The sequence below is a fragment of the Yoonia sp. R2331 genome, assembly GCF_041103235.1.
In the GTDB taxonomy this organism is placed as follows: Bacteria; Pseudomonadota; Alphaproteobacteria; order Rhodobacterales; family Rhodobacteraceae; genus CANMYO01.
On the sequence record NZ_JBGCUN010000001.1, the window covers coordinates 1,587,578 to 1,611,338 of the forward strand.

Below are 23,761 nucleotides of genomic sequence, written 5' to 3' on the forward strand. Positions count from 1 at the left end.
CCGATGCCGATCAAACTGCCCGCCGCCCTGCCCGCCTATGACGTTTTGAACCGCGAAGGCGTGATGGTGCTGGACGAAGACACCGCAGGCCGTCAGGACATCCGCCCACTGCGGATCGCCCTGCTGAACCTGATGCCCAAGAAAATTCAGACCGAGAACCAGTTTGCGCGTCTAATCGGGGCCACACCTTTGCAGATCGAGCTGTCGCTGATCCGCATGTCCGAACATCAGACCAAGAACACCGCTGCCGAACATATGGCCGAATTCTATCGCCCGTTTCAGGACGTGCGCGGCGAAAAATTTGACGGGCTGATCATTACGGGCGCGCCCATCGAACACTTGCCATTTGAAGAGGTCAGCTATTGGGACGAGCTGCGCGAGGTCTTTGACTGGACCCAGACCAACGTGCATTCCACCTTTGGCGTTTGCTGGGGCGGCATGGCGATGATCAACCATTTCCACGGCGTGCAAAAGCACCTGCTGGATCAAAAGCTGTTCGGCTGTTTTCGTCACAGCAATCAGGCCCCCGCCTCACCTTATTTGCGCGGGTTTTCGGATGACTGCGTGATCCCGGTCAGCCGCTGGACGGAAATGCGGCAAGGGGAAATCGACGGTGCGGGCCTGCAAACGCTGATCACCTCAGCCGACGCTGGCCCTTGTCTGGTCGAGGATCCAAAGCATCGTGCGCTCTATATTTTCAATCATTTTGAATATGATAGCGAAACTTTGAAACAAGAATACGATCGTGACGTGTCTAATGGGACGCCGATCAATGTGCCGATGAACTACTACCCTGACGATGATCCCGCTCGGGACCCTCAAAACAGATGGAGAAGTCACGCGCACCTCTTGTACGGCAACTGGATCAACGAGATATATCAGACGACACATTATGAGTTGGACAAAATTGGCACGTAAAGCACTGACCATCACCGCCCTGATTGCGGGGGTCGGCGCTGTGGCGACAGAGATCGCCTCTTCCCGGCAATCGGCGGCGGCAGAGGCGGCCTATCCCCCCATTGGTCAATTTGTCGATGTGACCGGTGGCCGGGTCCACTATGTGCAAGAGGGGTCTGGTCCACATGTGATCCTGCTTCATGGTGCAGGTGGCAACTTGCGAGAGTTCACTTTTGACCTCATGGACCGCTTGTCCGACCGTTACACGGTCACCGCGTTCGACAGGCCCGGTCTTGGTTATACCGACCGGGTGCCTGGGGTCGACACGGGCGCCTTTGCCACCGAAGGCGACCCGCCTTTGGCCCAAGCGGCCATGTTGCGCGAGGCCGCCGCACAGATCGGGATCGAGGATCCGGTGGTTGTTGGCCATTCCTTTGGCGGGATCGTGGCAATAGCCTGGGCCCTGCAGGGACTTGATACGCAATCGTCACAAGATGCCGCTGCCATTGTCTCTCTCGCCGGGGTGGCAATGCCATGGCCCGGCGATCTGGGCTGGTACTATGTCTACAACGGCTCTGCACTTGGCGGCGCGGTATTGGTGCCGCTTCTGTCCGCCTTTGTCCCGCAGGACCGTGTTGACAGCGCCATTGTTGAAACCTTTGCGCCGCAACAGCCACCTGCCGGCTATGCCGAATACATCGGCGCACCGCTGACGATCCGCGCAGACAGCTTCCGCGCCAATGTCCGGCAAGTAAACACGCTGCGCCCCCATGTGGTTGAAATGGCAAAACGTTACCCCGACCTAACCCTGCCCATTGAAATCCTGCACGGCAGCGCTGACACAACCGTACCGCCGCATGTCCACAGCAAGGAAATCATCAAGATTGTGCCTTCTGCCAACTTGACCATGCTGGACGGTATCGGCCACATGCCTCACCAAAATGACCCAGAGGCCGCAGTTGCCGCAATTGATCGTGCCGCGGTGCGCGCCGGATTGCGCTAAGCCGCTTGCGTCCCCATAATCATATATGAGGACAAGGACATACCCATGACGAAACCGTTTGACGGTGGCATCAGCCGCTATTTTAACGACGATGCACCCGACGACGTGCGCGACGCGATCCAGAGCGCCCAAAAGGGCCGTATTTTGGACCCCGATTTTCCCTATGAAAAACGCTGGAAACGGGACGACTATGAAGCGGCGCTGGCCGCACTTCAGATCGAACTGGTCAAACTGCAAGCCGCAGCGCAAGAAGACGGGCAACGCATTGTCGTGGTCTTTGAAGGTCGCGACGCAGCAGGCAAAGGCGGGACGATCAAACGGTTTCGCGAACACCTGAACCCACGTCAGGCCCGCGTTGTGGCCTTGTCTAAACCCACCGAGGATGAAAGCACCCAGTGGTATTTCCAACGCTATATCAAGCACATGCCTGCCGCCGGCGAGATCGTGTTCTTTGACCGTTCTTGGTACAATCGTGGCGTTGTTGAACATATCTTTGGCTTTTGTACCCCTGCACAGCGCGCCGCATGGTTTGACCAAGTCGCGGATTTTGAGAAATTGCTTGTCGACGAAGGCATCAAGCTTTTTAAGGTCTGGCTGAACGTTGGCCGAGCAACCCAGCTAAAACGCTTTCTGGACCGCGAAGATGACCCTCTCAAGCAGTGGAAACTCAGCTGGATTGATGTTGAGGGATTGGCGAAATGGGATGCCTATTCCGACGCCATCGCAGAAACGCTGACCCGCACGAACACAGATCACGCCCCGTGGCTGGTGGTGCGGTCAGACGACAAACGCCGTGCGCGCGTGAATACGATCCGTGCAGTGCTGACCCAATTGGACTATGCCCGCAAACACGACGACGCCATTGGCAATGTTGACGGCCAAATCGCCGGGGGCATCGACATCTGGAATGTCTAAGCGCGGGTATCATCATGGCAACCTGCGGCAAGCGTTGGTCGATGGCTGTCTGAAACTGATCGAGGTCAAGGGCCCCACCGGATTCACCCTGTCCGAAGCCGCCCGCGAGGCGGGCGTGACCCCCGCCGCCGTCTACCGCCACTTTGAGGGTCGCGAGGACCTGATCGCCGAGGCCGCCTTGCAAGGCTATGGAATCTTTGGTGAATTGATGGAGTTTGCCTATGACAAAGGCCAACCCTCGGCCCTGTCAGCCTTTGAATCCACCGGCCGCGCCTATCTGGCGTTTGCCCGCAAGTATCCCGGCCACTACGTCGCGATGTTTGAAAGCGGCATCTCGATCAATCACAATTCGGCCCTTAATGCCGCCGCCACCAAGGCGTTGGGTGTTTTGGAAAAAGCTGCGGTCGAATTGTCCCAGCACATCCCAGCCGAAAAACGACCGCCGCCTGCGATGTTTTCGGCCCATATCTGGGCGCTTAGCCATGGGGTGGTTGAACTTTTTGCCCGTGGCAGCCCCGGCACCAAAAGCCCCTACCCGCCCGAAGACTTGCTTGAATCCGGTATCGGTGTTTATTTGCGCGGATTGGGGCTGATTGCCCCTGACGACTGACAGGCAAAGGGCAGCGCGATGGACGGGACACTTGCCGCGATATTCTTTATCGCGGGCCTAACAGATATGGCCCTGAACGATTGTCCAACCGGTTGTTTGCAGCTTGAAAGCAATGACGCACGGCTTTTTCTGCAAGCCAGCGGTGTCGAATTTGACCGTGAAATCATCGGTGAAGAATTGGGTATCGGCTATGCCTTTGCGCGCAGCTATGGGCCGTTTCAGCCAATCGTGATGGCGACGATGACCGACCAGGAAAGGTTTTGGGTCGGCGCTGGTGCTCTTTGGACCAAACCAATCGTCGCCAATAGCCCAATTTTTGTCGAAGCGTCGTTCATGCCTGGCTACGACAGTGGCGGCGCGGGCCCCGATATTGGCGGAAACCTGCAATTTCGGTCCTCGCTGGGACTTGGCTACACCTTTGATGGCGGGGCGACGCTGGCGCTTGCCTATGACCACCGGTCGAACGCAGATCGTCTGGCGCTGAACCCGGGGCTAGAGACGATCTCGCTGAAGCTAAGTATTCTGCTGGACTAATTCGAAGCGGCCCTAGGCGTCTGGCGGATGCGTGTTGATCCAGTCATTGCACATCGCATAGAACGCAACATCTCGGGCATACCAGTGTTCCAGATTGGCCACCGCTTTGTCTGACAACTCAGGGATATCCCCATAATCAGTCACTCGCGCAGCCGTATCGTCACCGGCATTCAATGTATCTGCTGGTAGATCAACTTTGCGCGCAAAGTCGCTGAAGTCTTGAGAAAAATACTCGGCCCGAAGAATATGAACCGGGGGGCATAGATCCAGAAACGCACCGCGTTGCAAGAACCAGTCCGCCTGATGTTGGCCCGCATGTCGCAGGCTGGCCATGGCAGACCAGGCGTCACGGCCTTGCGCGCTGTCTTCGAATAAAGCCTCTGCCAGATCACTGGCATGATCAAACGCCGCAAATGCTCGTGCTTCGTGTGACGACCATTCGACCAACCGCACCGGAAGCCCCTTGGACTTGCGATTGTAAAACCCCGACTTGAACCGAGTCACCGGGTTGCGCACGGAAAAGAAATAATCCACGCCCTCTGGCAGGTGTCGCAACTGCACATCATGCCCATGTTTGACGATGCGCACCTTGGGATGGTTAGGCCCCAGCGCAGTCGCCGTCAGCCCAACCTGAGACCCTGCATTCTTGCCAATATGCAGAAAATGCACCACCTTTTGTCCCGCCTTCGGGCGTGGATGGCGGACGCGCAGCGGCAGATAGCCCAGCCTTTGGCCCAGCGACAGAAACTGGCCACGCCACACGGTCATGCGTTGGTCATCTCTTTCACCTGCGCGCTCAGCGTTGCAACTTCCTTCGGGCACCAGATATCAAGCCCCGGGATCTGTGCGGTCTTGGCATAGCCCTGTTCGGTCAGGAACCCATCGCAGGCCTTTTCGTTGTCTTCGATCGCAATCACCGGGCGGCAGCGGGCTATCGTTTTGGTGGCCCCTTGTAGGGCCTGAAGTTCGAAACCTTCGACGTCCAATTGGATCAGCACCACATCATCGGCTTCGAGCCGGTCAATGTTCAAGACAACACAAGGTTGCCCATCAGCCCCTAGTTTGGACGCCCCGCCCGCATGGCGCCCATCCAATTGCACCGTATTGATTTTCATGGGCGCAAGATCTGCGCCCAATCCGGCATTGAACAAAAGCACATTCGACAGATCGTTTTGCGTAATGCACAGCTTTGCCAGAACAAAGCTTTCGAGCACCGGTTCAAAGGCATAGACCTTGCCTTGAACCGCGGCGGCAAATGTCGGCAGCATGTCGCCAAAGAACGTACCCGCATGTACCATCGATCCTGCGTTTTCCGCGCAAAATCGAGTTACAAACTTGTGCGTGTCAGGTTCGTACAACATGCCTTGCAGAACGCCCTGAACGGCGGGCCTGTGCAGCGCGTATCCGGGTGCGAAATAGGTGCTGTCGTCCAATTTTGCCTCTGTATAGGCAACCTCGAACGCGCCTGATTTCAGAAACGCCACGTCCTTTGAGTATCCCGGTTTGACCCTCGGGATCTTGCGCAGCTCAAACCCTGCTTGGCGCAGTGCCGCTTTGATCAGATGCTTCATGCCTGTCCTTTTGGTTCGTGCCGACACCATAATTCAGCCATCGCCATCCACAACGAAAAAGGCCGCCCCGCGGCGGCCAATTCCAAATATTCAAGGTCCAGACGATTAGCGCTTGGAGAACTGGAAGCTCTTCCGCGCCTTGGCCTTACCGTACTTCTTCCGCTCAACCACGCGGCTGTCGCGGGTCAGGAAGCCGGCTGCTTTCAGCGCGGCACGCAGGGTCGGATCGTAAAGTTGGAGCGCCTTGGACACACCATGCTTGACCGCACCGGCCTGACCAGACAGGCCGCCGCCGGCAACCGTGGCCATCACGTCGAACTGATCGACAACACCGGCCACCTGAAACGGCTGGCGCAGGATCATCTGCAACACGGGCCGAGCAAAATATGTGTCCATATCCTTGCCATTCACGGTGACTTTGCCGGAACCCGGCTTGATCCAGACGCGGGCAACCGCATCTTTCCGCTTACCAGTTGCATAAGAACGGCCCAGCTCGTCACGGACAGGTTCACGGGTGATGACCGGCTCTGCGACGGGTGCGTCGACAGTTTCGATGCCTTCGGCAACAGCGCCCAGCTCTTCGAGAGAGTTCACTTGATCGGCCATTATGCAGTCCTCGTGTTCTTTTTGTTCATGGCTTTGACGTCCAGAACTTCGGGCTTTTGCGCGTCCATGCCATGCTCTGTGCCTGCGAATACGCGCAGGTGAGTCATTTGCTGACGGCTCAGCTTACCACCGGGCAGCATGCGCTGAACGGCTTTCATCACGACACGCTCAGGGTGCGCGCCTTCCAGGATCTCACCCTTGGTGCGGGACTTGATGCCGCCGGGGTGGCCTGTGTGCCAATAATATTTCTCATCACGCTTGTTGCCAGTCATCTGGATCTTTTCAGCGTTGATGACGATCACGTTGTCGCCCATGTCCATGTGCGGCGTGAACGACGGCTTGTGCTTGCCGCGCAAGCGCATGGCGATGATCGAAGCAAGACGGCCCAGAACAACGCCTTCGGCGTCAATCAGGATCCATTTCTTGTCGATATCCGCCGGGGTAGCGGTAAAGGTTTTCATATCTCACCTAAGCGGTTGGGGGATGCATTGCGCACCCTGCATTCGGATGGGTGGCTTATATAGCCGCCGCTGTGCCAGTCAAGCGCCGCTCTGGTGATTTAATTTCGCATTATCAATGGCTTACAAAATAGGTAATATTTTACCCCATCTACCCCTCCATCGACATCTCTGGATGTTGCAGCAAATGGTTCATATCCTGCAAGGCCTGCGCGTAACGCGCGTCATCGGCGCAGGTGTTGACACCAAGCCGCACCGCATTCGGCGCGCGTCCATCGGCCAGTGCAAATTCGTCCACCCCCCGAATGATGATCCCCTTCCGCTCGCAAGCGGACACGAACAAAGACGCGCGCCAGCCCTGCGGCAGATGCAACAGGACAAACGGCGCATCCTCGCGCCACCGCAAATCCCAGCCGCCAAGTACATTGACGGCCTGACGGACGCGTTTGGCGGTTTGTGCAACAACACGATCTCGCACTTGCTGCGCATCGCCGCGGGCAATCAGATCGGTGCAGACATCCAAAATGGGCTGCGCCACCCCATAGAAAGAGCTTTGGGCGATCTGCCGTTGCGCCGGAGCCAGATCGCTCGGCGCGACAATGAACCCGAACCGCAATGCGCCACTGACCGCTTTGGTCAAGGAGGATACGAAATAGGCCTGTTGCGGGACAAGCGCGCGGTAAGCCGGCACATCGCTGGGTGCCGTGGTGTGGCAGTCATCTTCGATAATCGTCAGCCCGAGATTTTGCGCCATTGCCGCTATTTCGGCCTTGCGCCGTGCGCTGGTCTTGATCGTCGTGGGGCTGTGCACCTCTGCGGCGGTCAACAGCACCTGCGCGCCATGCTGGCGATAGGCGGCGGCCAGCGCGTCGGGAAGGATACCCTCATCATCCATCGCAACGCCCACCACCTCGGCCCGCAGCATCCGCGCGGCATGACGGACACCGGGATAGGCCAGCTCTTCGGTCAGGATCACGGGGTGCGCACCGTGAAGCACAGCCTGCAACGCCAGGATACAGCAGTTCTGTGCCCCGTTCCCAAGGATCACATCGCTGGCGTCGAACTGGCCCAACCTGTCGTGGCCCAGCCATGTGACAACAGCCTCGCGCGCCTCCAGATCGGTTTCGGCGGTGGGGTAATTGATATGACGCCTGCGATGACGCTCGCCAAGCCGAACAAAGGCCGCATCAATCAACCGGCCCTGCCCCACGTCCGGCACACGGCTGCTGCGAAAATCGGCGGTCTCTTCATTGACCTTGAACAAAAGCGGCGTCTGGACGGGAAGTTCGCGCCGCAAAGTGCCCGCCACAAAAGTCCCGCGCCCGACTTCTGCCGTCAGACGCCCTTCATCCGTCAAAAGCCGGTAGGCCCGCGCCACGGTGCCCGGTGTCACGCTGACCTGATAGGCCAGATCTCGCACAGGCGGCAGCTTGCTGCCTGCAGCAAGCGCACCGCTGGCGATCCCGTCGCGAATGGCCTGCGCCAGCGCTTTGTATTTCGATTTACCTGCGCCGCTCAGGTCAGGACGCCATTTTGTATCGGGTACAATCATTTTATAGACCGATTTTCCTGCACATTGTATCAATATATGTGCAGCATACTGCAACATTGTATCAATACAAATCGGAAATCACCATGTCACATGTCGTTCATGCGGCGTTCCACGACGCCACACCAAACCATCAGACCTTGCCCACCCTCGCGCGTGTGCTGATCGCGCTGGCCGTTGTTGTAACCGCATGGGACACGCGCAGCCGGTCGCGACGCGCCTTATCCCGTCTAGAGGCACATGAACTGGACGACATCGGTGTATCCGCACCCGACGCGCAGCGCGAGGCGGACAAACCGTTCTGGCAGGGGTAACCCCGCCTCTTCCTGACTGGGCCGGTTGCGACCGGCCCACTTTTTACCGATCAGGGATCGCATAGGTCAAACTTGCCCGCGCCACGATCGCCGTTTCCCCCGCACTGCGGATCAATACGTCTCCAACGGCGAGCCGTTTGCCCAGTTTTAGCAACCGCACCGTCGCAACCAGATCCTGCGCAGCGACAGGTTTGCGCATGAAATCAATGCTGCAATTTGTGGTCACCGCCAAAGCCACTGGCCCAATGCGCGACAGCACCGCCAGATAGACGCCGACATCCGCCAGACTGAACATCGCAGGTCCAGATACCGTGCCGCCGGGCCGCAAATGCCGGTCGCCGACAAGCAAACGCACCATAACGCCATCGTCGGTCACGGTGTCTACGGCAAACTCACCATCAACTTCTGGAAAAGCCTCTGCCAGAAAGGCGGTCAGACCCGCCACATCCATCACTGGTTCCATCATGCCGTTCCCTGCCCTAATACTTTGTAAAGTGACCATGCGGAGGACCCAATGGCAATGCTGACCCGTACCGATGCCGACCATATTGCGACAGTGACGTTGACGGCCCCTGCCCGCCTGAATGCGTTGTCAGATGCGATGATCGCAGCGCTGCATGAAACGTTGGATGAGATTGCCGCTGACCCTGACATCCGGGTCGTCATTCTGGCCGGTGAGGGCAAGGCCTTTTGCGCCGGTCATGACCTTAAAGAAATGCAAGCCAAACGCGCAGCACCGGACGGTGGCGCTGCGGCGATGAAAGACCTATTTGACCGCTGTGCCGCGTTGATGCTGCGCATTCAGTCTCTGCCGCAGCCGGTCATCGCGCAGGTGCATGGCATCGCCACGGCGGCAGGTTGTCAGTTGGTCGCAACATGCGATTTGGCTGTTGCGGCAGAGGACTGCAAATTCGGGGTCAACGGCGTGAATATCGGGCTATTCTGTTCAACCCCAATGGTCGCCCTGACGCGCAACGTCAACCGCAAGGCTGCGTTTGAAATGCTGACGACGGGCCGGTTTGTCAGCGCTGCCGAGGCGCAAACTCTCGGTCTTATCAACCGTACTGCGCCCATCGCCGACCTGCCTGCTGCGACCCATGATCTGGCTAAAGCAATCGCGTCAAAGCTGGGAAGTGCTGTGCGGATTGGCAAGTCAGCCTTTTACGCCCAAGCCGCGCTAAACACGGCAGAGGCTTATGGCTACACCGGTGACGTCATGGTGGAAAACATGCTGGTGCGCGACACCGAAGAAGGTATCAACGCCTTTCTTGAAAAGCGAAAGCCGGATTGGGCGGAATAGGCTCACCGCCTGCTAAAGTCCGTAAATTCCTGCGAATTTCGCTTCAAGATAGTCCAGGAGCGGTTCGACCGACACAGGCTGACCAGCGGCCTGCTCAATGACGTCACGTGGTTCATAAAGCCCACCATGGCGCTGCAAATTTTCGCGCAGCCATGTGGTCGCCGCAGTTGTGTCACCCCGCGCAAGGTCCGCGTCCAGATCGGGTACCGCTGTGCGCAAGGCCTGATGCAGGGAGCCTGCATAAACGTTGCCCAGCGAATAGGTCGGAAAGTAGCCAAACAGCCCCTCGGACCAATGCACATCCTGCAGAACACCGTTTGAAGGCTTGTCGACTGCTGTCCCGAAATCGGACAGGAAACGGTCGTTCCAAGCCGCCTCCAGATCGTCAGGCATCAGGTCGCCCGAGATCAGCGCCCGCTCAAGATCGAAGCGCAGCATCACATGCAGGTTGTACTGCACCTCGTCCGCCTCGGTCCGGATAAAGCCGTCAGTGACGCGGTTGACGCAGGCATAGAACGCCGTCTCGTCCGCAACCCCGAAGTCACCGAAGGTGTCGCGCATTTGCCCGTAAAGCCAGCCGGTAAAGGCCGCACTTCGTCCCAGTTGGTTTTCGTATATGCGGCTTTGGCTTTCATGCACTCCCATCGACGCCCCTCGCCCCAGCGGCGTCAAAAGGTAAGCGCGATCAATGCCTTGTTCGTAGGCGGCATGGCCGACCTCGTGTATTGTCGAATAGAAACAGTTGAACGGATCGGTTGGCGTGGTGCGTGTGGTGATGCGCACGTCGAGCCCCGACCCGCTGGAAAACGGATGCACGGCTTTGTCAATCCGACCGTGGTTGAGGTCATAGCCAAACGTCGCCGCAAGTTTTGCGGAAAGCGCCAATTGTCCCGCCTCATCAAAGGTTTGGGTCAGCGCTGGCACCGCCGGTTGATCGAGAATGGCCTGGCGCAATGCGACCAAACGCGGCCGCAATGCATCGAACATCGCCGCGATCTCTGCTTCTGTCGTGCCGGGTTCGTAGTCGGCCAGTAGCGCGTCATAGGGTCGTGTGCCATCAGCGATTGCGGCAGCCTCTTCCCGGCGCAGGGCGATAACCTCTTTGAGGATCGGCAGGAAGGCGGCAACATCCTCTGCCTGTCGAGCATCGGCCCAGATCCGATGTGCGCGGCTGGTTGTGCTGGCAAGCGCCACCGCGAGCCGTTCGGGGACACGCGCATTGCGGCGATACTCCCTTGAGATCAAACGCAGATTTGCAGCAGCGACATCGTCCTCTGCCTTGGCATTGGCCAGCCAGTCACCGATGCGCGGATCGGTGCGGCGTGCGTGCAGGACGGCGGCCATGGCACCATGTTCTTCGGCCCGTTGTTCGACAGCACCTGCGGGCATCACGGTTTCCTGATCCCAGCCAAGACGTCCGGCAATCTGGCCCAGGGCCTGCGTGGTTTTCTCAAATGACATCAAGTCGTTATAAGCAGACATTAGCGGCCTCCGCGGACGGATTGAGGATGGGGATAGCGGGTGAGGAAACGGGTTCGCAGGATCAGCACCCATAGCAGAACAGCGCCCAATTGATGCACGATCGCAATATGCGCGGGGGCTGAATAGATCACCGTAACAATGCCCAGTACGACCTGCAGGAACATCACCGCAAGCATCGCGTTCAGCGCAAAACGGGTCCGGGTATTGGCGACAGACCGGCCACGCCACCAGACGAAAATGCCGAACAAAAACAACAGGTAACCCACTGTGCGATGGATGAATTGCACAAGACCTGCATCTTCAAAAAAGTTGCGCCAAAGCGGCGTCAGGCCAAAGGGATCAGGGGGGAAAATACCCCCTGCCATCAAGGGCCAGTCAGGATAAGCGCGGCCAGCGTCAATGCCTGCGACCAATGCGCCCAGCAGAATCTGCAGGAAGGTCAGCCCCATTAACCATGAGCATAGGGTCCAGAGGGTCGGATCACCCGACCGTCGGGCCTGTAACAGATCGGCAGATCGGCGCGACAAGGCCAGCACATACCACGCCAGAAGCCCCAGAATCACGAAGGCCAATCCAAGGTGAACCGCAAGCCGGTAAGAGGCCACATCAAGCATCCCGGGCCGCAAGCCAGAGCTGACCATCCACCACCCGATGGCCCCTTGCAGCCCGCCCAACGCGCCGACCAGAACCAGCCGTCCGGTCCAGCCTGTGGGCACCTGTCGGCGCAGCAGGAAATAGGCCAGACCCAGCGCCCAAACCACGCCCATGACCCGGCCCAATTGCCGGTGGCCCCATTCCCACCAATAGATGACTTTGAATTCCGAAAGCTCCATCCCCTTGTTTTGCAACTGATATTCGGGGATCGCGCGGTATTTCTCAAACTCCACCTCCCAGGCTTCGGCGCTGAGCGGTGGCAGCGCGCCGGTCACCGGTTTCCATTCGGTGATCGACAGGCCGCTGTCGGTTAGACGGGTCAAGCCGCCGACGGCGATCATCAGGACCACAAGGGCAAAAAGCACCATCAGCCAGGCCCGGATCGCGCCGCGTGCGCCTTCGCCACCACGGTCAATGCCACCGGGGGTCGCGGTCTGTTTTTCGGTCGTGTTCACGTCTTCGAAAATGCTGCGGGGCTTGTCAGCCATTGGTCTTCTCCTGCTCGTCTGGCGCAACCTAAGAGCGGTGCCGGGCGGGGGCAAGCGTCGGGGTGTCGCGGCAGTTTGTTAACCTGTTTGCGGCAGACTGTCGGCATGTGCGCGAATCAAGGTCTTAACGCAACAAAACAAGGGGATTAACCAGCGCAGACGTCATACACATCCCATGCACATTGCATGCACATTCGGGCGCGTCTGGGCATGATGAACGCAGCGCGCTTTACCATGATCGGGGGTAAAGGGGCGATCCGCGGGATTATGTCACCTGATTGGTAACGGTTCGTTCATGGCGTTCGATGGGGTTGGTGCCCGGTGGGCGCGGTTGCGAGGCTGCACGCGCCGCGATGTTTTGCAGCAAGTGCGGACGGCATCGCCTGCGCAGGCGCGCTGAGACTTTGAGGCTCTGAGACTGTGAGACGATGAGGCTATGAGGCTATGGGGCTATGGGGCTATGAGGCTATGAGATCCCGAAACTGTGAGACTCTGAAGCTGTGAAACTATCACGCTCTGAAGCTCTGAGAATGTGAGACTCTGACGCTCTGAAAGAGAGGGATGTCGTGGGGCGCCTTCCAGCGGTTGAACGGGAACGACCCTGATCCGTTTTGCGGTTGCGTCCCAAGACCCAAGGCGAAGATGTCTGCAGCGGCATTCGCGTTTGGGGTGCGGGGCGCGTCAGACGGGGCGCGTGATAGCGTGAAACAAGCAACGCTGTTTGACATGGCGAACCATATGGCTTGGTCGGCCCTGTCAGGAATGGCCCAGGTTGCAGTGTTTCGAGGTTGGCTTCGTACGAATATTGTCGCCGTGTTTGACGGTGAGGTGCTGCCCGTCAGAGCACGAACATACCGATGATCCCGGTGACTGCGATGGGAAAGGCCATCGGGATGATGCGAGATTGCAGGACCTTCCAGCTGCTGCTTTCGGACCCGAACATGCTCCGCAACAGTCCGAAGAAAAACAGGCTGAGGATCACGGCGGCGACCAGCGTCAGACCCAACATGCCCAACCGGTCAAGCGGCATGAAGAGCGCTGTAACAGCCATCAGTTTCACGGCCCCTGCCCCAAAGCCGCCCGTGGCAAACAGGCCGAAACCGGCGATCAGCACGCAAAGCGCAAAGACCGGTTGCCAGATCAAATCAACGCTGCCCGGCAACAGGATGATCTGGGCGATGAAGACCAGCGCAAAAAGGCCAATCAGCCAGTTGGGGATTTTCGCATTCTTGCTGTCAAAAATCGCGGCCAGCACCAAAAGTGCGGCAACGGCTGCGTGGATCATGGTGAGTGTCATCTGCCTGCCTCTTGTTTTGCGAGCAGATTAGCGCAAGGCCCGCGACCTAAACACCATGCTTTTGCAAAAACGCGACCAATGCGGCAGTTGAGCCATCCTTGCCGCTTGTGTCCGCTTGCCCTTCGACCACCGGTTGCAATGCGGTGGCGAGTTCCTTGCCCAGTTCCACGCCCCATTGGTCGTAGGAATTGATCCCCAGAACCGCACCTTCAACGAACACGCGGTGTTCATAAAGCGCGATGATCTGGCCCAAAACATGTGGCGTCAGTTGCGGGTAAGAGATTGTAATACTTGGACGATTGCCCGGAAAGACACGGTGGGCAGCCTGACGCTCCAGCTCTGCCCCGTCGAATTTATCGGCCACTTTGGCGCGCGCTTCGTCCAGCGCGCGGCCGCGCATCAGCGCCTCTGACTGGGCCAGGCAATTGGCGACCAAAAGCTGGTGCTGGTGATGGAGCGCGTCTTCGTGACCACGGGCGGCCACGAGAAATTCGCATGGGATCACGCGGGTGCCTTGGTGGATCAACTGGTAGAACGCGTGCTGGCCGTTGGTGCCGGGTTCCCCCCAGACGACGGGGCCGGAATTGACAGTCAGTGCTGCGCCATCCATCGCCACGCCCTTGCCGTTACTTTCCATTTCAAGTTGTTGAAGATAGGCCGGCAAGCGCATGAGAAGATTGTCATAAGGCAGCACGGCGCGGGTGGCATAGCCGCAGATCTGGTTGTGCCAGATCCCCACCAGTGCCAGCATCGCAGGCAGGTTATCCTGCCACGGTGCCGCCTGAAAATGCCGGTCCATGTCCTGTCCGCCGCGCAGGAACGCGGTAAAGGCATCGGCGCCGACAGCCAGCATCAGCGACAGGCCGATCGGCCCCCACATGGAATAGCGGCCGCCAACCCAATCCTCGAACCCGAAGACGCGTTTTTGGGCGATGCCAAAGGCCGCCGTCTTGTCGTCCGCGGTGCTGAGGGCGACGAATTGGCTGGCCGGATCGCTGACCTTATCGCTCATCCAGGCGCGTGCGGTGCGGGCGTTGGTCATGGTTTCAATCGTGGTGAAGGTCTTGGAGGCGACAATCACCAGCGTGGTTTCGGGATTGCAGGCGCGCAAAACGCCAGCAATATCAGCGGGATCGACGTTCGAGACAAAGTGGCAGCGCGGGCCGTTGTGATAGGGTGCTAACGCCTTGACGGCCATGGCAGGCCCAAGGTCAGAGCCGCCGATGCCGATGTTGATCACATCCGTGTAGGGGCCGCCCTGCCCCTCGATCGTGCCGTTACGGATGGCCTTGGAGAAGGTGATCATGCGTTGCAGCGTCGCGCGCACGCCGGGGATCACATCCGTGCCGTCCACGGTGACCGCATCGCCATCGAGGTTGCGCAGGGCGGTGTGCAGCACGGCGCGGCCTTCGGTTTCATTGATCGCCTTGCCGCTGAACATCGCGTCGCGCTTGGCCGAGACACCGGCCTGATCGAGGAGGTCGATCAGCAGTTTGCGCCCGTTGGCGTCGATGTTGGTCTTGGCGTAATCAAGGCGCATGTCGCCGGTTTGGGCGACGAAATCCTGCGCACGGGCGTCATCGACGAGGGTTTCAAACCGGCGGTCCTTGATGGTGGCGTGATGTGCGTGCAGTGCGTCCCACATGGTTAACTCTCCGCCCAGTGAATGGTTGAACCGGCCAGAATGGCGGCGACGGGGGCCTCTTCGACTGGCAAATGTCGTGCCTTTTCAAGCGCTTCGCGTTTCTCTGCGCCGATGATGACGATGTGACGGCTCATCGCGCCTTTCAGCACTTTGGCTGAGAGCGTGATGCGGGGTTCGGGCGCGCCGGGGGCCCGCATGGCTACGAGCGTGGCGTCGCCGTGAAGGGCTGCGTCCAGTTGGTCGGCGCCGGGGAAGATGCTGGCGGTGTGCATGTCGGCCCCCATGCCCAAGAGCATGACAGAGACAGGCAGTTCCTGTTCCAGCGCGGTTTGCAGGTCGGGCAATTTGTCCTCGGGCGTGGGCGCATCGGCGTAGAGCGGGACGTATTTGGCCGCAGCCGCGCGCCCGACCAGAAGGCGCTGCCGCAAAAGCCGGGTGTTGGAGCGTTCGGAGGTTTCCGGCACCCAGCGTTCATCGGTGAGCATCACATGCACCCGGTCCCAGTCGAGCCGCGCATCGCAGATGCTGTCAAAGATCGGCCCCGGCGTGGTGCCGCCGGGCACCGCAAAGGAGGCGTGGTCGTGGGTCAGCAGCGTATTCTCAAGCTCGCTCGCGAGGGTGTCCGCGAGGTCGATCATCATCATTTCGCTGTCGGGATATTCCTTGAAGTCCATCACGTTACCCTTTGATTTCCCGCCATTTTCGACCATCACGATGCATCAGCATCATGGCATCTTCCGGCCCGGCGCTGCCCTGTTCATAGGTCTTGGGCACGTCATTGCGTGCCTCCCAGCCTTCGATCAGCGGGTCGGTCCAGGCCCATGCGGCCTCCACCTCGTCGCCGCGCATAAAGAGCGTCTGGTTGCCACGGATCACGTCCATGATCAGCCGTTCATAGGCGTCGGCTGCGTCTTCGACATCATCGCCAAGCGCGTCGGCAAAAGTCATATCAAGCGGCACGTCAATCAAGCGCATCCCGCCGGGCCCCGGTTCCTTGATCGTGACTTGCAGGTCCATGCCTTCGTTGGGTTGCAGACGAATGGACAGAATATTGCGGTGGCGGGAGTGGTCACCTTCAAAGATCGTGTGACCGAGGTCCTTGAACACCACGTCGATGGAACTGACCCGCGCCTTCATCTTTTTGCCGGTACGCAGGTAGAACGGCACCCCGGCCCACCGCCAGTTGGAGATGCCGCATTTCAGCGCGATGAAGCTTTCGGTGAAACTTTTGGGGTTTTCGGCGTCGTCACGATAGCCCGGCGCGTCACCGTCAGCCTCGTACTGGCCGCGCACGATGTGGTGCGGCTCTACCGGGTCAAGCGCGCGGATCACCTTGAGCTTTTCGTCGCGCACTTCGTCCGCGCCAAAGCGGCTGGGCGGTTCCATTGCGATCAGGCACAACAGCTGCATCAGGTGGTTTTGCACCATATCGCGCATCGCACCAGATTTGTCGTAATAGGCCCCGCGCCCGCCGACCCCGACGGTTTCGGCCACGGTGATTTCGATGTGATCGACGTAGTGGTTGTTCCACAAGGGTTCGAACAACACATTGCCGAAACGCACGGCCATCAGGTTCTGGACGGTTTCCTTGCCCAGATAATGGTCGATCCGGTAGATCTGCTTTTCCTTGAAATGCGCGGCCAGCGTTTCGTTCAATTCCTGCGCCGAGGCGAGGTCACGGCCAAAGGGTTTTTCGACCACGATGCGGCTGTTTTTATCCGCGATCTTATGCTTGTGCAGCCGTTCGGCCAGCGCGCCAAACAAGCTGGGCCCGACCGAGAAATAGAACGCGCGAACCATGTTCTTGCGCATCATGCCCGCCAGTTCGGACCATCCGCCGTCGCCCATCGCGTCAATGGCCACATAGTCGAGCTGCGCCAGAAACGCCTCAAGCTTGGCGGTGTCTTCTTTTTCCTCGCCGCCAAATTCAACGATGGCCGCACGGATCATGTCGCGGTAGCCGTCAGCATCCATGTCAGAACGTGCCGCACCAATGATCCGGCTTTCATCGGGCATCTGACCCGCACGGAAGCGCCGGAACAGGCCGGGCAGAATTTTGCGGCGGGCGAGATCGCCCGTTCCGCCAAAAATGACCAGATCAAAATTTTCAACCGGGATGACGCGCGAGACCATGAGCACCCTCTTCGTTTCTATGCGTTAGCGCTAACGCCCTCTTACCAGACCACGGTGCCCTGTCCAGCTTTTGTCAGTGTGAATCGCGGCAAGCGGCTGTACGCGCGCCTGTCTTACGACAAAAAGCGGGAAAGGGTGAAACTTTTGGCACGGTAGCGGCGTGGCTGCACCATAACTCACGGAAGACCGGCAATCCCACTGAGTGTGGCAGGCTAAGCCGGTCAAGGTGTTTCCATAGGCTTGTAGACCCCAATAATGCGGGCCGTGGAACACTGGGTCGCCCTGCGGGGCGGCCCCTTTTTACGCATCGAGTTCGGCGTCCCAGTAAAGGTAGTCCATCCAGCTGTCGTGCATGTAATTGGGTGGAAATTTGCGGCCCATGTTGCGCAGTTCTTCGGCTTGCGGCTGGCGCGGGGTACGGTTGAGGCTGAGGCCGGAATGTTTCAGCAGCCGCGACCCTTTCTTGAGGTTGCAGGGCGCGCAGGCCGCGACAACGTTTTGCCAGCTTGTGATCCCGCCACGGGCGCGCGGCAGCACATGATCGAAGGTCAGATCACCCTTGGCCCCGCAGTACTGGCAGGAAAATTCATCCCGCAGAAACAAATTAAAGCGCGTGAAGGCCACGCGCTTTTGAGGTTTCACATAGTCCTTGAGCACCACCACCGAGGGTATCCTGATCTCGGTCGAAGGTGATCTGACGACCTCTTCATATTCGCTGACGATGTCGACGCGGTCGAGCCAGGCGGCTTTGACCGCCTCTTGCCAGGGCCAGAGCGACAGCGGGTAGTAGGACAACGGGCGATAGTCCGCGTTCAGCACCAGCGCGGGAAAGTGTTTGAGCGCGCCCGGCTCTCGTACAAAGTCTGATCTGAAATCGCCGTCCATCGGTCAAAACATCCTCGCTCTGTCGCCTGCTGCGGTTTCAGAGCGGGAGCCCCGCTCGGTCCGCTTGGGTCAACTATATCTTGCGTCAATCAAAGGGCAAACGCTAAATGAAGTTGTTAGTGTCGCATGTCTGGCCTGCCGATGTGACAGGCCTATGACGGATCACGGGGCGAGTGCCGCAAGGATAGCGCGGCTGGGAAAACAGGTCGCATCGCGCCCTGTGGCCGTCTGCCAGCGTCCGATGGCGCGCCGGGTCTTGTAACCCACCAGACCGTCCGCCCCGCCCACGTCATGGCCCAGTGCAATCAGCGCGGTCTGGATACGGGCCACGTCAGAGCGCAACAGACTGTCGGTGTTGCCCCAGGGTGCAGCGAAATCACCGACGCCGTAAGCGATGCGGTCGCCCACATGGCCCACGAACAGCGCATAAAGATCAGAAGGGTTGTAGCGTTTGAGGACATAAAAGTTTGGCGTGACCAGAAAGGCCGGCCCGTTGCGCCCGGCCGGCAGCATCAAGGAGGCATCGCCCGAAAGCTCATGGGTCGGAAAGGCGCGGCCACCGGGCCGTGTGACCCCATCGGCCACCCATTGGGCGATGGGTTTGCGGTTGTCTGGGCCTTCCAGCCCGCAGGACAGGGTTGGGGGCAGCACGACTTCGAACCCCCAGTCCCGGCCCGGTTGCCAGTCGTGCAGCGCCAGAAAGCTGGCGATGGAGGCAAGCGTATCATCGGCAGAGCCCCAAATGTCGATGCGCCCATCGCCGTTGCCGTCAGCGGCATAGGCCAGATAGCTGCCGGGCATCATCTGCGGCTGCCCCAGCGCGCCCGCCCAACTGGAGCGCAGGTCGGCAAGTGGCACCACACCGGATTGAGCAATGTCCAGCAGCGCCAGTGTCTCGGAGGTGAAATAGGTCGCGTTCGCCCCCATAAAGCCGCGCGTGGCCAGCACCGGGAACGGGTTGTCGCGGATCGCGACCTGACCAAAACCGCTTTCGCGGCCCCAGATCGCAAGCAGGATATGGCCCGGCACGCCGAAGCGGTCTTCGAGCGCGCGCAATGTTGCAGCGTGTCGCGCCGCCAGCTGCGCCCCGATCCGGCCAGAGGCGGCGATGTTGTCGGCGTTGAAATAGCGGGCGGGCGCGCGAAATTCGGCCTGTTTGAAGCCGGTGTCGGCGGGCGGAAAGCCGGGAGGTGCGAGACTGGGCAGGTCCCAGTTGAGTGTCACATTGCCCAGTGTCGCCTCGAACGTGGCGCGGGACACGCCCCGTTCTTCCGCGGCGGGCCAAATCACCTCTTCCAGCCAGGTCTGGAATTGCGCCTCAACCGGCGCGCGGTCTTGCGCGGCCGCAGGTGCGGCGATCAGCAGCGCGAGGATGACCCCGCGCCACATCTTAGCCCAGCCCCAGACGGTCGCGCATGAAGGCCAGCGCCACGGACAACCCATCGGGGGCAATGCCGTGACCGGTGCCTTTCATGACGTGGCCGAACACCTCTTTCCAGCCCGCCCCTTGCAGGGCTTCGGCGGCTTGCGGCATGGATTGCGGCGGCACCACGTCATCCTGATCGCCGTGGATCAGCAGGACCGGCGGGCGGCAGACGACCTCATCCGCCAAGAGTTCGGGCTGCAACAGGCGGCCGGAAATCGCGACGATGCCAGCGACCGGGTCTTCACGCCGGGGCAGCACGTGCAGGGCCATCATGCTGCCTTGGCTGAAGCCCAGCACCATGACCTGTTCGGGCAGCAGGTCTTCGTCAACCATGACGCCATCAAGAAAGGCGTTGAGGTCTTCGGCAGCGCGGAGCTGACCTGCTTGCGCCTCTTCTTCGGATGATCCGTCAATCCACGGGATCGGGAACCACTGGAACCCCATCGGGCTGCCCGCGCAATCCTCTGGCGCATCGGGGGCCAGAAACAGCGTGTCGGGCATATGTTCGCCCAAAGGATCAGCCAGCCCCAGAAGGTCAGCGCCATTGGCCCCGTAGCCATGCAGGAAAATCACCGCAGATCGTGTTTCCCCAGAGACTGGTTCCGTGCGGCCTGCCTGCAATGCGCGTGTCATCTGATCCCCTCGCGTTTTTTCTGATCAGCGTAGTAGGCCCACAAGAGCCGCGCTGCAACCGATCGCCAGGGCGACCAGTCTTCGGATATGGCGCGAAGGGCCTTGTCGGTTGGTCTGTCGGGCAGATCATAGAGCATGCGCGCGCCTTCTTGCAGGGCCAGATCGCCGGGGGCAAAGACATCCGCGCGGCCGAGGCTGAACATCGCGTAAACCTCTGCCGTCCAGGTGCCAATGCCGGTGACGGCGGTGAGGGTTTTGATGACGGCGGGTGTAGGTGTGTCGCGCAGAGCCACATAGTCGATGCGGGCCTCTGCCAGTGCCTTGGCATAGCGCGCCTTTTGCTGGCTGAGACCCAGGGCGCGCAGGTCGTCGGGCGTGGTGGCGGCGATGCGGGCGGGGTCGGTCATGTCAGCTTCCACCAGCCGCCCCCAGATCGCATTGGCCGAGGCGACGCTGACCTGTTGGCTGACAATGGCGTTGAGTAATTGGTCAAATCCATCCGGCTTGCGCCGCAGTGGCAGCGTACCGACCTGATCCAGCGCCTGCGCGATGCGGCTGTCACGCGCGGCCAACCACGCAGCGCCTTCGGCCACGCAGGCATCCGTCTGGATGATACGCCCTACGCCTGCGCCCATGCCACAGCCTTTGCCACGGTGGTCAGGATCAGGCCGGGCGGCGGTGCTGGCCGTTTGATCATCAGGACCGGGATGCGCAGCTGGCGCGCGGCGTCGAGTTTCGACCGGCTTGCCTGCCCGCCCGCGTTCTTGACGACTAGCCAATCCACAGACAGCTTTTGAAACAGCGCCACTTCATCCGCGACCGAAAAGGGCGGACGCCCGATCAGAAAGTCGCCACCCGCAAAGGGAAACGGCCCATCGGGCGGGTCGATCTGGCGACAGATCACGCGCCGTCCGGTCAGGTTGGCAAAGCGGTGCAACGTTTGCCGTCCGGTCGCCAGAAACACGGTCTCGCCTTTGGGGATGTGGCTTATGGCCTGATCTTCTTGGTCGAGCGCAATCCATCTGTCCCCCGGTCCCGGTTCCCACGGCGGGCGCAGATACGCGGCATATGGCAGGTTGCGCAGCGCACAGATCCGTGCCGTCCGTTCCGAGATGCGCGCAGCAAAGGGGTGCGTGGCGTCCAGCACGCGGGTGATCCGATGTTGATCGAGGTAGTCCCCAAACCCGTCCGCCCCGCCAAAGCCGCCAATACGCGTTGGCAGATCAAGTGCGTCGGGCGCACGGGTTGCCCCGGCGAGCGAGGCAATGGCGTCAACCCCGGCAGCGGCCAGATCAGAGGCGATGCGCTTGGCCTCTCCGGTGCCAGCAAGCAGCAAAAGCGTCATGCGCTGGCCTGCGCGATAATCTTGCCCGCGCGGTCGATCAAGACGATATCGAGCGTCTCGGGCCCCTGCCCGTCACAAAGCGCCATTGCCGCCTGCGCTGCGCGTGTTGCGACCTGTTGCGCCAGCGGCGGGCCTGCGATTTCATAAGCCTCAAGCGCGGTGTTGGCATCAGCCACACGCGGGTCATCCGCCCATGTGGCCAGCAGCGCGAAATCCACCTGAGAGCGCCCGGAGTGCAGGTCACTGGCCCCCTGCGCCAGTTTGGTCAGCTTGCCGATGCCGCCGCCGATGGTCAGCCGCCCGACCGGGTGACGGCGCAGGTATTTTATCATCCCGCCCGCAAAGTCGCCCATATCCAACATGGCATGATCGGGCAGCCCATAAAGCCCCTGCACCACCCGTTCGCTGGTGGCCCCGGTGCAGCCCGCCACATGGGTCAGCCCATCGGCACGGGCCACATCAATCCCGCGATGGATCGATGCGATCCAAGCGGCGCAGGAAAACGGGCGCACGATCCCGGTAGTGCCCAGAATGGACAACCCGCCGGTGATGCCCAGCCGTGGGTTCCAGGTCTTTTGCGCGATGTCCGCCCCGCCGGGGATGCTGACGGTCAGGGTTACATCGGGTGCTTTGCCAAAATCGGCGGCAAGTTCAGCCACCACCTCATCCATCATGGCGCGCGGCACAGGGTTGATCGCGGGTTCGCCGACCGCAATGGGCAGGCCCGCTTTGGTGACAGTGCCGACACCTTCGCCCGCCTGAAACACCACGCCGCCGGACGAGGCCGCGACGCGCACCTTGATCATCGCCCCGTGGGTTACATCGGGGTCATCCCCTGCGTCCTTGATGATGCCCGCTTCGGCCCAGCCTGCGCCCGCGTCACGGTGTGAAATTTCAAAGGTCGGAATCTCGCCCATTGGCAGCGTGATCGTCACGGTCTGCGGCCAGTCACCGCCCCACAAACGCAACAACGCCGCCTTGGTGGCGGCGGTCGCACAAGCGCCCGTGGTCCAGCCCCGGCGCAGTTCACCTGTTGGTTTGCGGCTCATGCGCGGACTATAGCAAGCCAAGACATGCCGCCAAGCGCCAAAGCTGTGTCGCAACATGGCTTTTCGCGGCCCGCGATTGGGTGCATAACCGACCACATGACAGGTACACCAACATTGCCCGGCCATGATTGGCCCAAGCTTGAGCCCGGCTGGGTCTGGCTGTGTGGTGCAGGCCCCGGTGATCCGGGGCTGCTGACGCTGCACGCGCTGAACGCGCTTGGGCAGGCGGATGTGGTGATCTATGACGCGCTGGTGCAAGAGGCGATCCTGAATTGGGCGCCGCAAGCGACGCATATCTATGCAGGCAAGCGGGGCGGCAAGCCTTCGGCCAAGCAGCGCGATATCTCGCTGCGGCTGGTGGATCTGGCGCGCGCGGGCAAGCGGGTGCTGCGGCTGAAAGGCGGTGACCCCTTTGTCTTTGGCCGTGGCGGCGAAGAGGCGCAGACGCTGGTGCAGCATGATGTACCGGTGCGGATCATCCCCGGCATCAGTGCGGGGATCGGCGGGCTGGCCTATGCCGGCATCCCGGTGACGCACCGCGACGTGAACCAGTCGGTGACTTTTGTGACCGGCCACGATCAATCCGGCATGACACCGGGATCGCTGAATTGGGACGCAATTTCAAAGGGATCGCAGGTGATCGTCATCTATATGGGGATGAAACATATCGCCCAGATCACCGCCAAACTTATCGCCGCCGGGCGCAGCCTGTCGGAACCTGTGGCTGTTGTCACAACCGCCACAACCGCAGATCAGCAGGTGTTGGAAACCACGCTTGGTACCATCGTTGATGACATCGCGGCCAGTGGCATGGCCCCGCCTGCGATCATCTGCGTGGGCCGGTCGGTGCTGATGCGGCAGGTGCTGGACTGGCAGGGCATGGCCGCAGGGGCGCGCCCGCGCAACATTGACCCCTTGGGACGTGGCCGCCCGGCCGAATCCGCCTGAAGCTGATGCGCGCGTCCCC

26 protein-coding genes are annotated in these 23,761 nt (G+C 60.3%); 8 read left to right on the forward strand and 18 right to left on the reverse strand.

Going from position 1 to position 23,761, the window contains the following annotated elements; translation table 11 throughout:
- Positions 1-3: 3 nt before the first annotated feature.
- Genes metA through AB3Y40_RS08205 form a run of 5 tightly spaced genes read left to right on the forward strand, consistent with a single transcriptional unit; the run spans position 4 to position 3,959 of the window.
- Positions 4-918, forward strand: coding sequence for a homoserine O-acetyltransferase MetA (metA, locus tag AB3Y40_RS08185; protein WP_369438299.1), 915 nt, complete (start codon positions 4-6; stop codon positions 916-918).
- Positions 908-1,900, forward strand: a complete 993-nt coding sequence (locus AB3Y40_RS08190; protein ID WP_369438300.1) for an alpha/beta fold hydrolase — start codon at positions 908-910, stop codon at positions 1,898-1,900. The genes metA and AB3Y40_RS08190 overlap by 11 nt, the downstream gene beginning before the upstream one ends.
- Positions 1,901-1,945: 45 nt before the next feature.
- Complete coding sequence (gene ppk2, locus AB3Y40_RS08195; RefSeq protein WP_369438301.1) at positions 1,946-2,815, forward strand: polyphosphate kinase 2; 870 nt, start codon at positions 1,946-1,948, stop codon at positions 2,813-2,815.
- The gene (locus tag AB3Y40_RS08200; protein ID WP_369438302.1) at positions 2,808-3,425 is read left to right on the forward strand and encodes a TetR/AcrR family transcriptional regulator; all 618 of its coding nucleotides are present in this window, start codon (positions 2,808-2,810) and stop codon (positions 3,423-3,425) included. Before ppk2 ends, AB3Y40_RS08200 begins: the two co-directional genes overlap by 8 nt.
- An 18-nt stretch (positions 3,426-3,443) precedes the next feature.
- Positions 3,444-3,959: an acyloxyacyl hydrolase gene (locus AB3Y40_RS08205; protein ID WP_369438303.1), complete on the forward strand. Its 516-nt coding sequence runs from the start codon at positions 3,444-3,446 to the stop codon at positions 3,957-3,959.
- 12 nt (positions 3,960-3,971) lie between these two features.
- Here the strand turns inward: AB3Y40_RS08205 and AB3Y40_RS08210 are convergent, their stop codons facing one another.
- The 5 genes from AB3Y40_RS08210 to AB3Y40_RS08230 form a co-directional block, all read right to left on the reverse strand.
- The gene (locus tag AB3Y40_RS08210; RefSeq protein ID WP_369438304.1) at positions 3,972-4,727 is read right to left on the reverse strand and encodes a hypothetical protein; all 756 of its coding nucleotides are present in this window, start codon (positions 4,725-4,727) and stop codon (positions 3,972-3,974) included.
- Positions 4,724-5,530: an FkbM family methyltransferase gene (locus AB3Y40_RS08215; protein WP_369438305.1), complete on the reverse strand. Its 807-nt coding sequence runs from the start codon at positions 5,528-5,530 to the stop codon at positions 4,724-4,726. The genes AB3Y40_RS08210 and AB3Y40_RS08215 overlap by 4 nt, the downstream gene beginning before the upstream one ends.
- Before the next feature lie 105 nt (positions 5,531-5,635).
- Positions 5,636-6,136 carry a 30S ribosomal protein S9 gene (rpsI, locus tag AB3Y40_RS08220; protein WP_369438306.1) on the reverse strand — a complete coding sequence of 167 codons (501 nt, stop codon included), beginning with the start codon at positions 6,134-6,136 and terminating at the stop codon, positions 5,636-5,638.
- Entirely contained in the window at positions 6,136-6,597 is a 462-nt protein-coding gene (gene rplM, locus AB3Y40_RS08225) for a 50S ribosomal protein L13 (protein WP_369438307.1), read from the reverse strand. The genes rpsI and rplM overlap by 1 nt, the downstream gene beginning before the upstream one ends.
- A 148-nt stretch (positions 6,598-6,745) precedes the next feature.
- Positions 6,746-8,146, reverse strand: coding sequence for an aminotransferase-like domain-containing protein (locus tag AB3Y40_RS08230; protein WP_369438308.1), 1,401 nt, complete (start codon positions 8,144-8,146; stop codon positions 6,746-6,748).
- 83 nt (positions 8,147-8,229) lie between these two features.
- On the opposite strand from AB3Y40_RS08230, the gene AB3Y40_RS08235 reads away from it, so the two are divergent.
- The gene (locus tag AB3Y40_RS08235; RefSeq protein ID WP_369438309.1) at positions 8,230-8,457 is read left to right on the forward strand and encodes a DUF1127 domain-containing protein; all 228 of its coding nucleotides are present in this window, start codon (positions 8,230-8,232) and stop codon (positions 8,455-8,457) included.
- Positions 8,458-8,500: 43 nt separating this feature from the next.
- Here AB3Y40_RS08235 and AB3Y40_RS08240 read toward each other — a convergent pair whose 3' ends face one another.
- Positions 8,501-8,920, reverse strand: coding sequence for a PaaI family thioesterase (locus tag AB3Y40_RS08240; protein WP_369439625.1), 420 nt, complete (start codon positions 8,918-8,920; stop codon positions 8,501-8,503).
- 51 nt (positions 8,921-8,971) lie between these two features.
- Between AB3Y40_RS08240 and AB3Y40_RS08245 the strand changes: the two genes are divergently transcribed.
- A complete protein-coding gene (locus AB3Y40_RS08245) occupies positions 8,972-9,757 on the forward strand; it encodes an enoyl-CoA hydratase (protein WP_369438310.1) in 786 nt (261 codons plus the stop codon).
- 12 nt (positions 9,758-9,769) lie between these two features.
- On the opposite strand, the gene AB3Y40_RS08250 is transcribed toward AB3Y40_RS08245, so the two are convergent.
- The 12 genes from AB3Y40_RS08250 to AB3Y40_RS08305 form a co-directional block, all read right to left on the reverse strand.
- Positions 9,770-11,239, reverse strand: coding sequence for a carboxypeptidase M32 (locus tag AB3Y40_RS08250; RefSeq protein ID WP_369438311.1), 1,470 nt, complete (start codon positions 11,237-11,239; stop codon positions 9,770-9,772).
- A complete protein-coding gene (gene ctaA, locus AB3Y40_RS08255) occupies positions 11,239-12,381 on the reverse strand; it encodes a heme A synthase (protein WP_369438312.1) in 1,143 nt (380 codons plus the stop codon). The genes AB3Y40_RS08250 and ctaA overlap by 1 nt, the downstream gene beginning before the upstream one ends.
- An 838-nt stretch (positions 12,382-13,219) precedes the next feature.
- Positions 13,220-13,678 (reverse strand): A24 family peptidase, encoded by a 459-nt coding sequence (locus tag AB3Y40_RS08260; protein ID WP_369438313.1) that lies wholly within the window; start codon positions 13,676-13,678, stop codon positions 13,220-13,222.
- Between the two features lie 46 nt (positions 13,679-13,724).
- Complete coding sequence (gene pgi, locus AB3Y40_RS08265; protein ID WP_369438314.1) at positions 13,725-15,323, reverse strand: glucose-6-phosphate isomerase; 1,599 nt, start codon at positions 15,321-15,323, stop codon at positions 13,725-13,727.
- A 2-nt stretch (positions 15,324-15,325) separates the two neighbouring features.
- Positions 15,326-15,997, reverse strand: coding sequence for a 6-phosphogluconolactonase (gene pgl / locus AB3Y40_RS08270; protein WP_369438315.1), 672 nt, complete (start codon positions 15,995-15,997; stop codon positions 15,326-15,328).
- Between the two features lie 4 nt (positions 15,998-16,001).
- Positions 16,002-17,456, reverse strand: a complete 1,455-nt coding sequence (zwf, locus tag AB3Y40_RS08275) for a glucose-6-phosphate dehydrogenase (protein ID WP_369438316.1) — start codon at positions 17,454-17,456, stop codon at positions 16,002-16,004.
- Between the two features lie 300 nt (positions 17,457-17,756).
- Positions 17,757-18,341, reverse strand: a complete 585-nt coding sequence (locus AB3Y40_RS08280) for an HNH endonuclease (protein WP_369438317.1) — start codon at positions 18,339-18,341, stop codon at positions 17,757-17,759.
- Positions 18,342-18,503: 162 nt separating this feature from the next.
- Positions 18,504-19,730 (reverse strand): lytic murein transglycosylase, encoded by a 1,227-nt coding sequence (locus AB3Y40_RS08285; protein ID WP_369438318.1) that lies wholly within the window; start codon positions 19,728-19,730, stop codon positions 18,504-18,506.
- A gap of 1 nt (position 19,731) precedes the next feature.
- On the reverse strand, positions 19,732-20,400 hold the full coding sequence (locus tag AB3Y40_RS08290; protein WP_369438319.1) for an alpha/beta hydrolase: 669 nt from the start codon (positions 20,398-20,400) through the stop codon (positions 19,732-19,734).
- The gene (locus tag AB3Y40_RS08295; protein WP_369438320.1) at positions 20,397-21,035 is read right to left on the reverse strand and encodes a DNA-3-methyladenine glycosylase family protein; all 639 of its coding nucleotides are present in this window, start codon (positions 21,033-21,035) and stop codon (positions 20,397-20,399) included. The genes AB3Y40_RS08290 and AB3Y40_RS08295 overlap by 4 nt, the downstream gene beginning before the upstream one ends.
- Entirely contained in the window at positions 21,020-21,745 is a 726-nt protein-coding gene (locus AB3Y40_RS08300; RefSeq protein ID WP_369438321.1) for a cobalt-precorrin-6A reductase, read from the reverse strand. Before AB3Y40_RS08300 ends, AB3Y40_RS08295 begins: the two co-directional genes overlap by 16 nt.
- Entirely contained in the window at positions 21,742-22,794 is a 1,053-nt protein-coding gene (locus AB3Y40_RS08305) for a cobalt-precorrin-5B (C(1))-methyltransferase (RefSeq protein ID WP_369438322.1), read from the reverse strand. Before AB3Y40_RS08305 ends, AB3Y40_RS08300 begins: the two co-directional genes overlap by 4 nt.
- Positions 22,795-22,890: 96 nt before the next feature.
- Between AB3Y40_RS08305 and cobA the strand changes: the two genes are divergently transcribed.
- On the forward strand, positions 22,891-23,742 hold the full coding sequence (gene cobA, locus AB3Y40_RS08310) for a uroporphyrinogen-III C-methyltransferase (protein WP_369438323.1): 852 nt from the start codon (positions 22,891-22,893) through the stop codon (positions 23,740-23,742).
- Positions 23,743-23,761 lie beyond the last annotated feature (19 nt).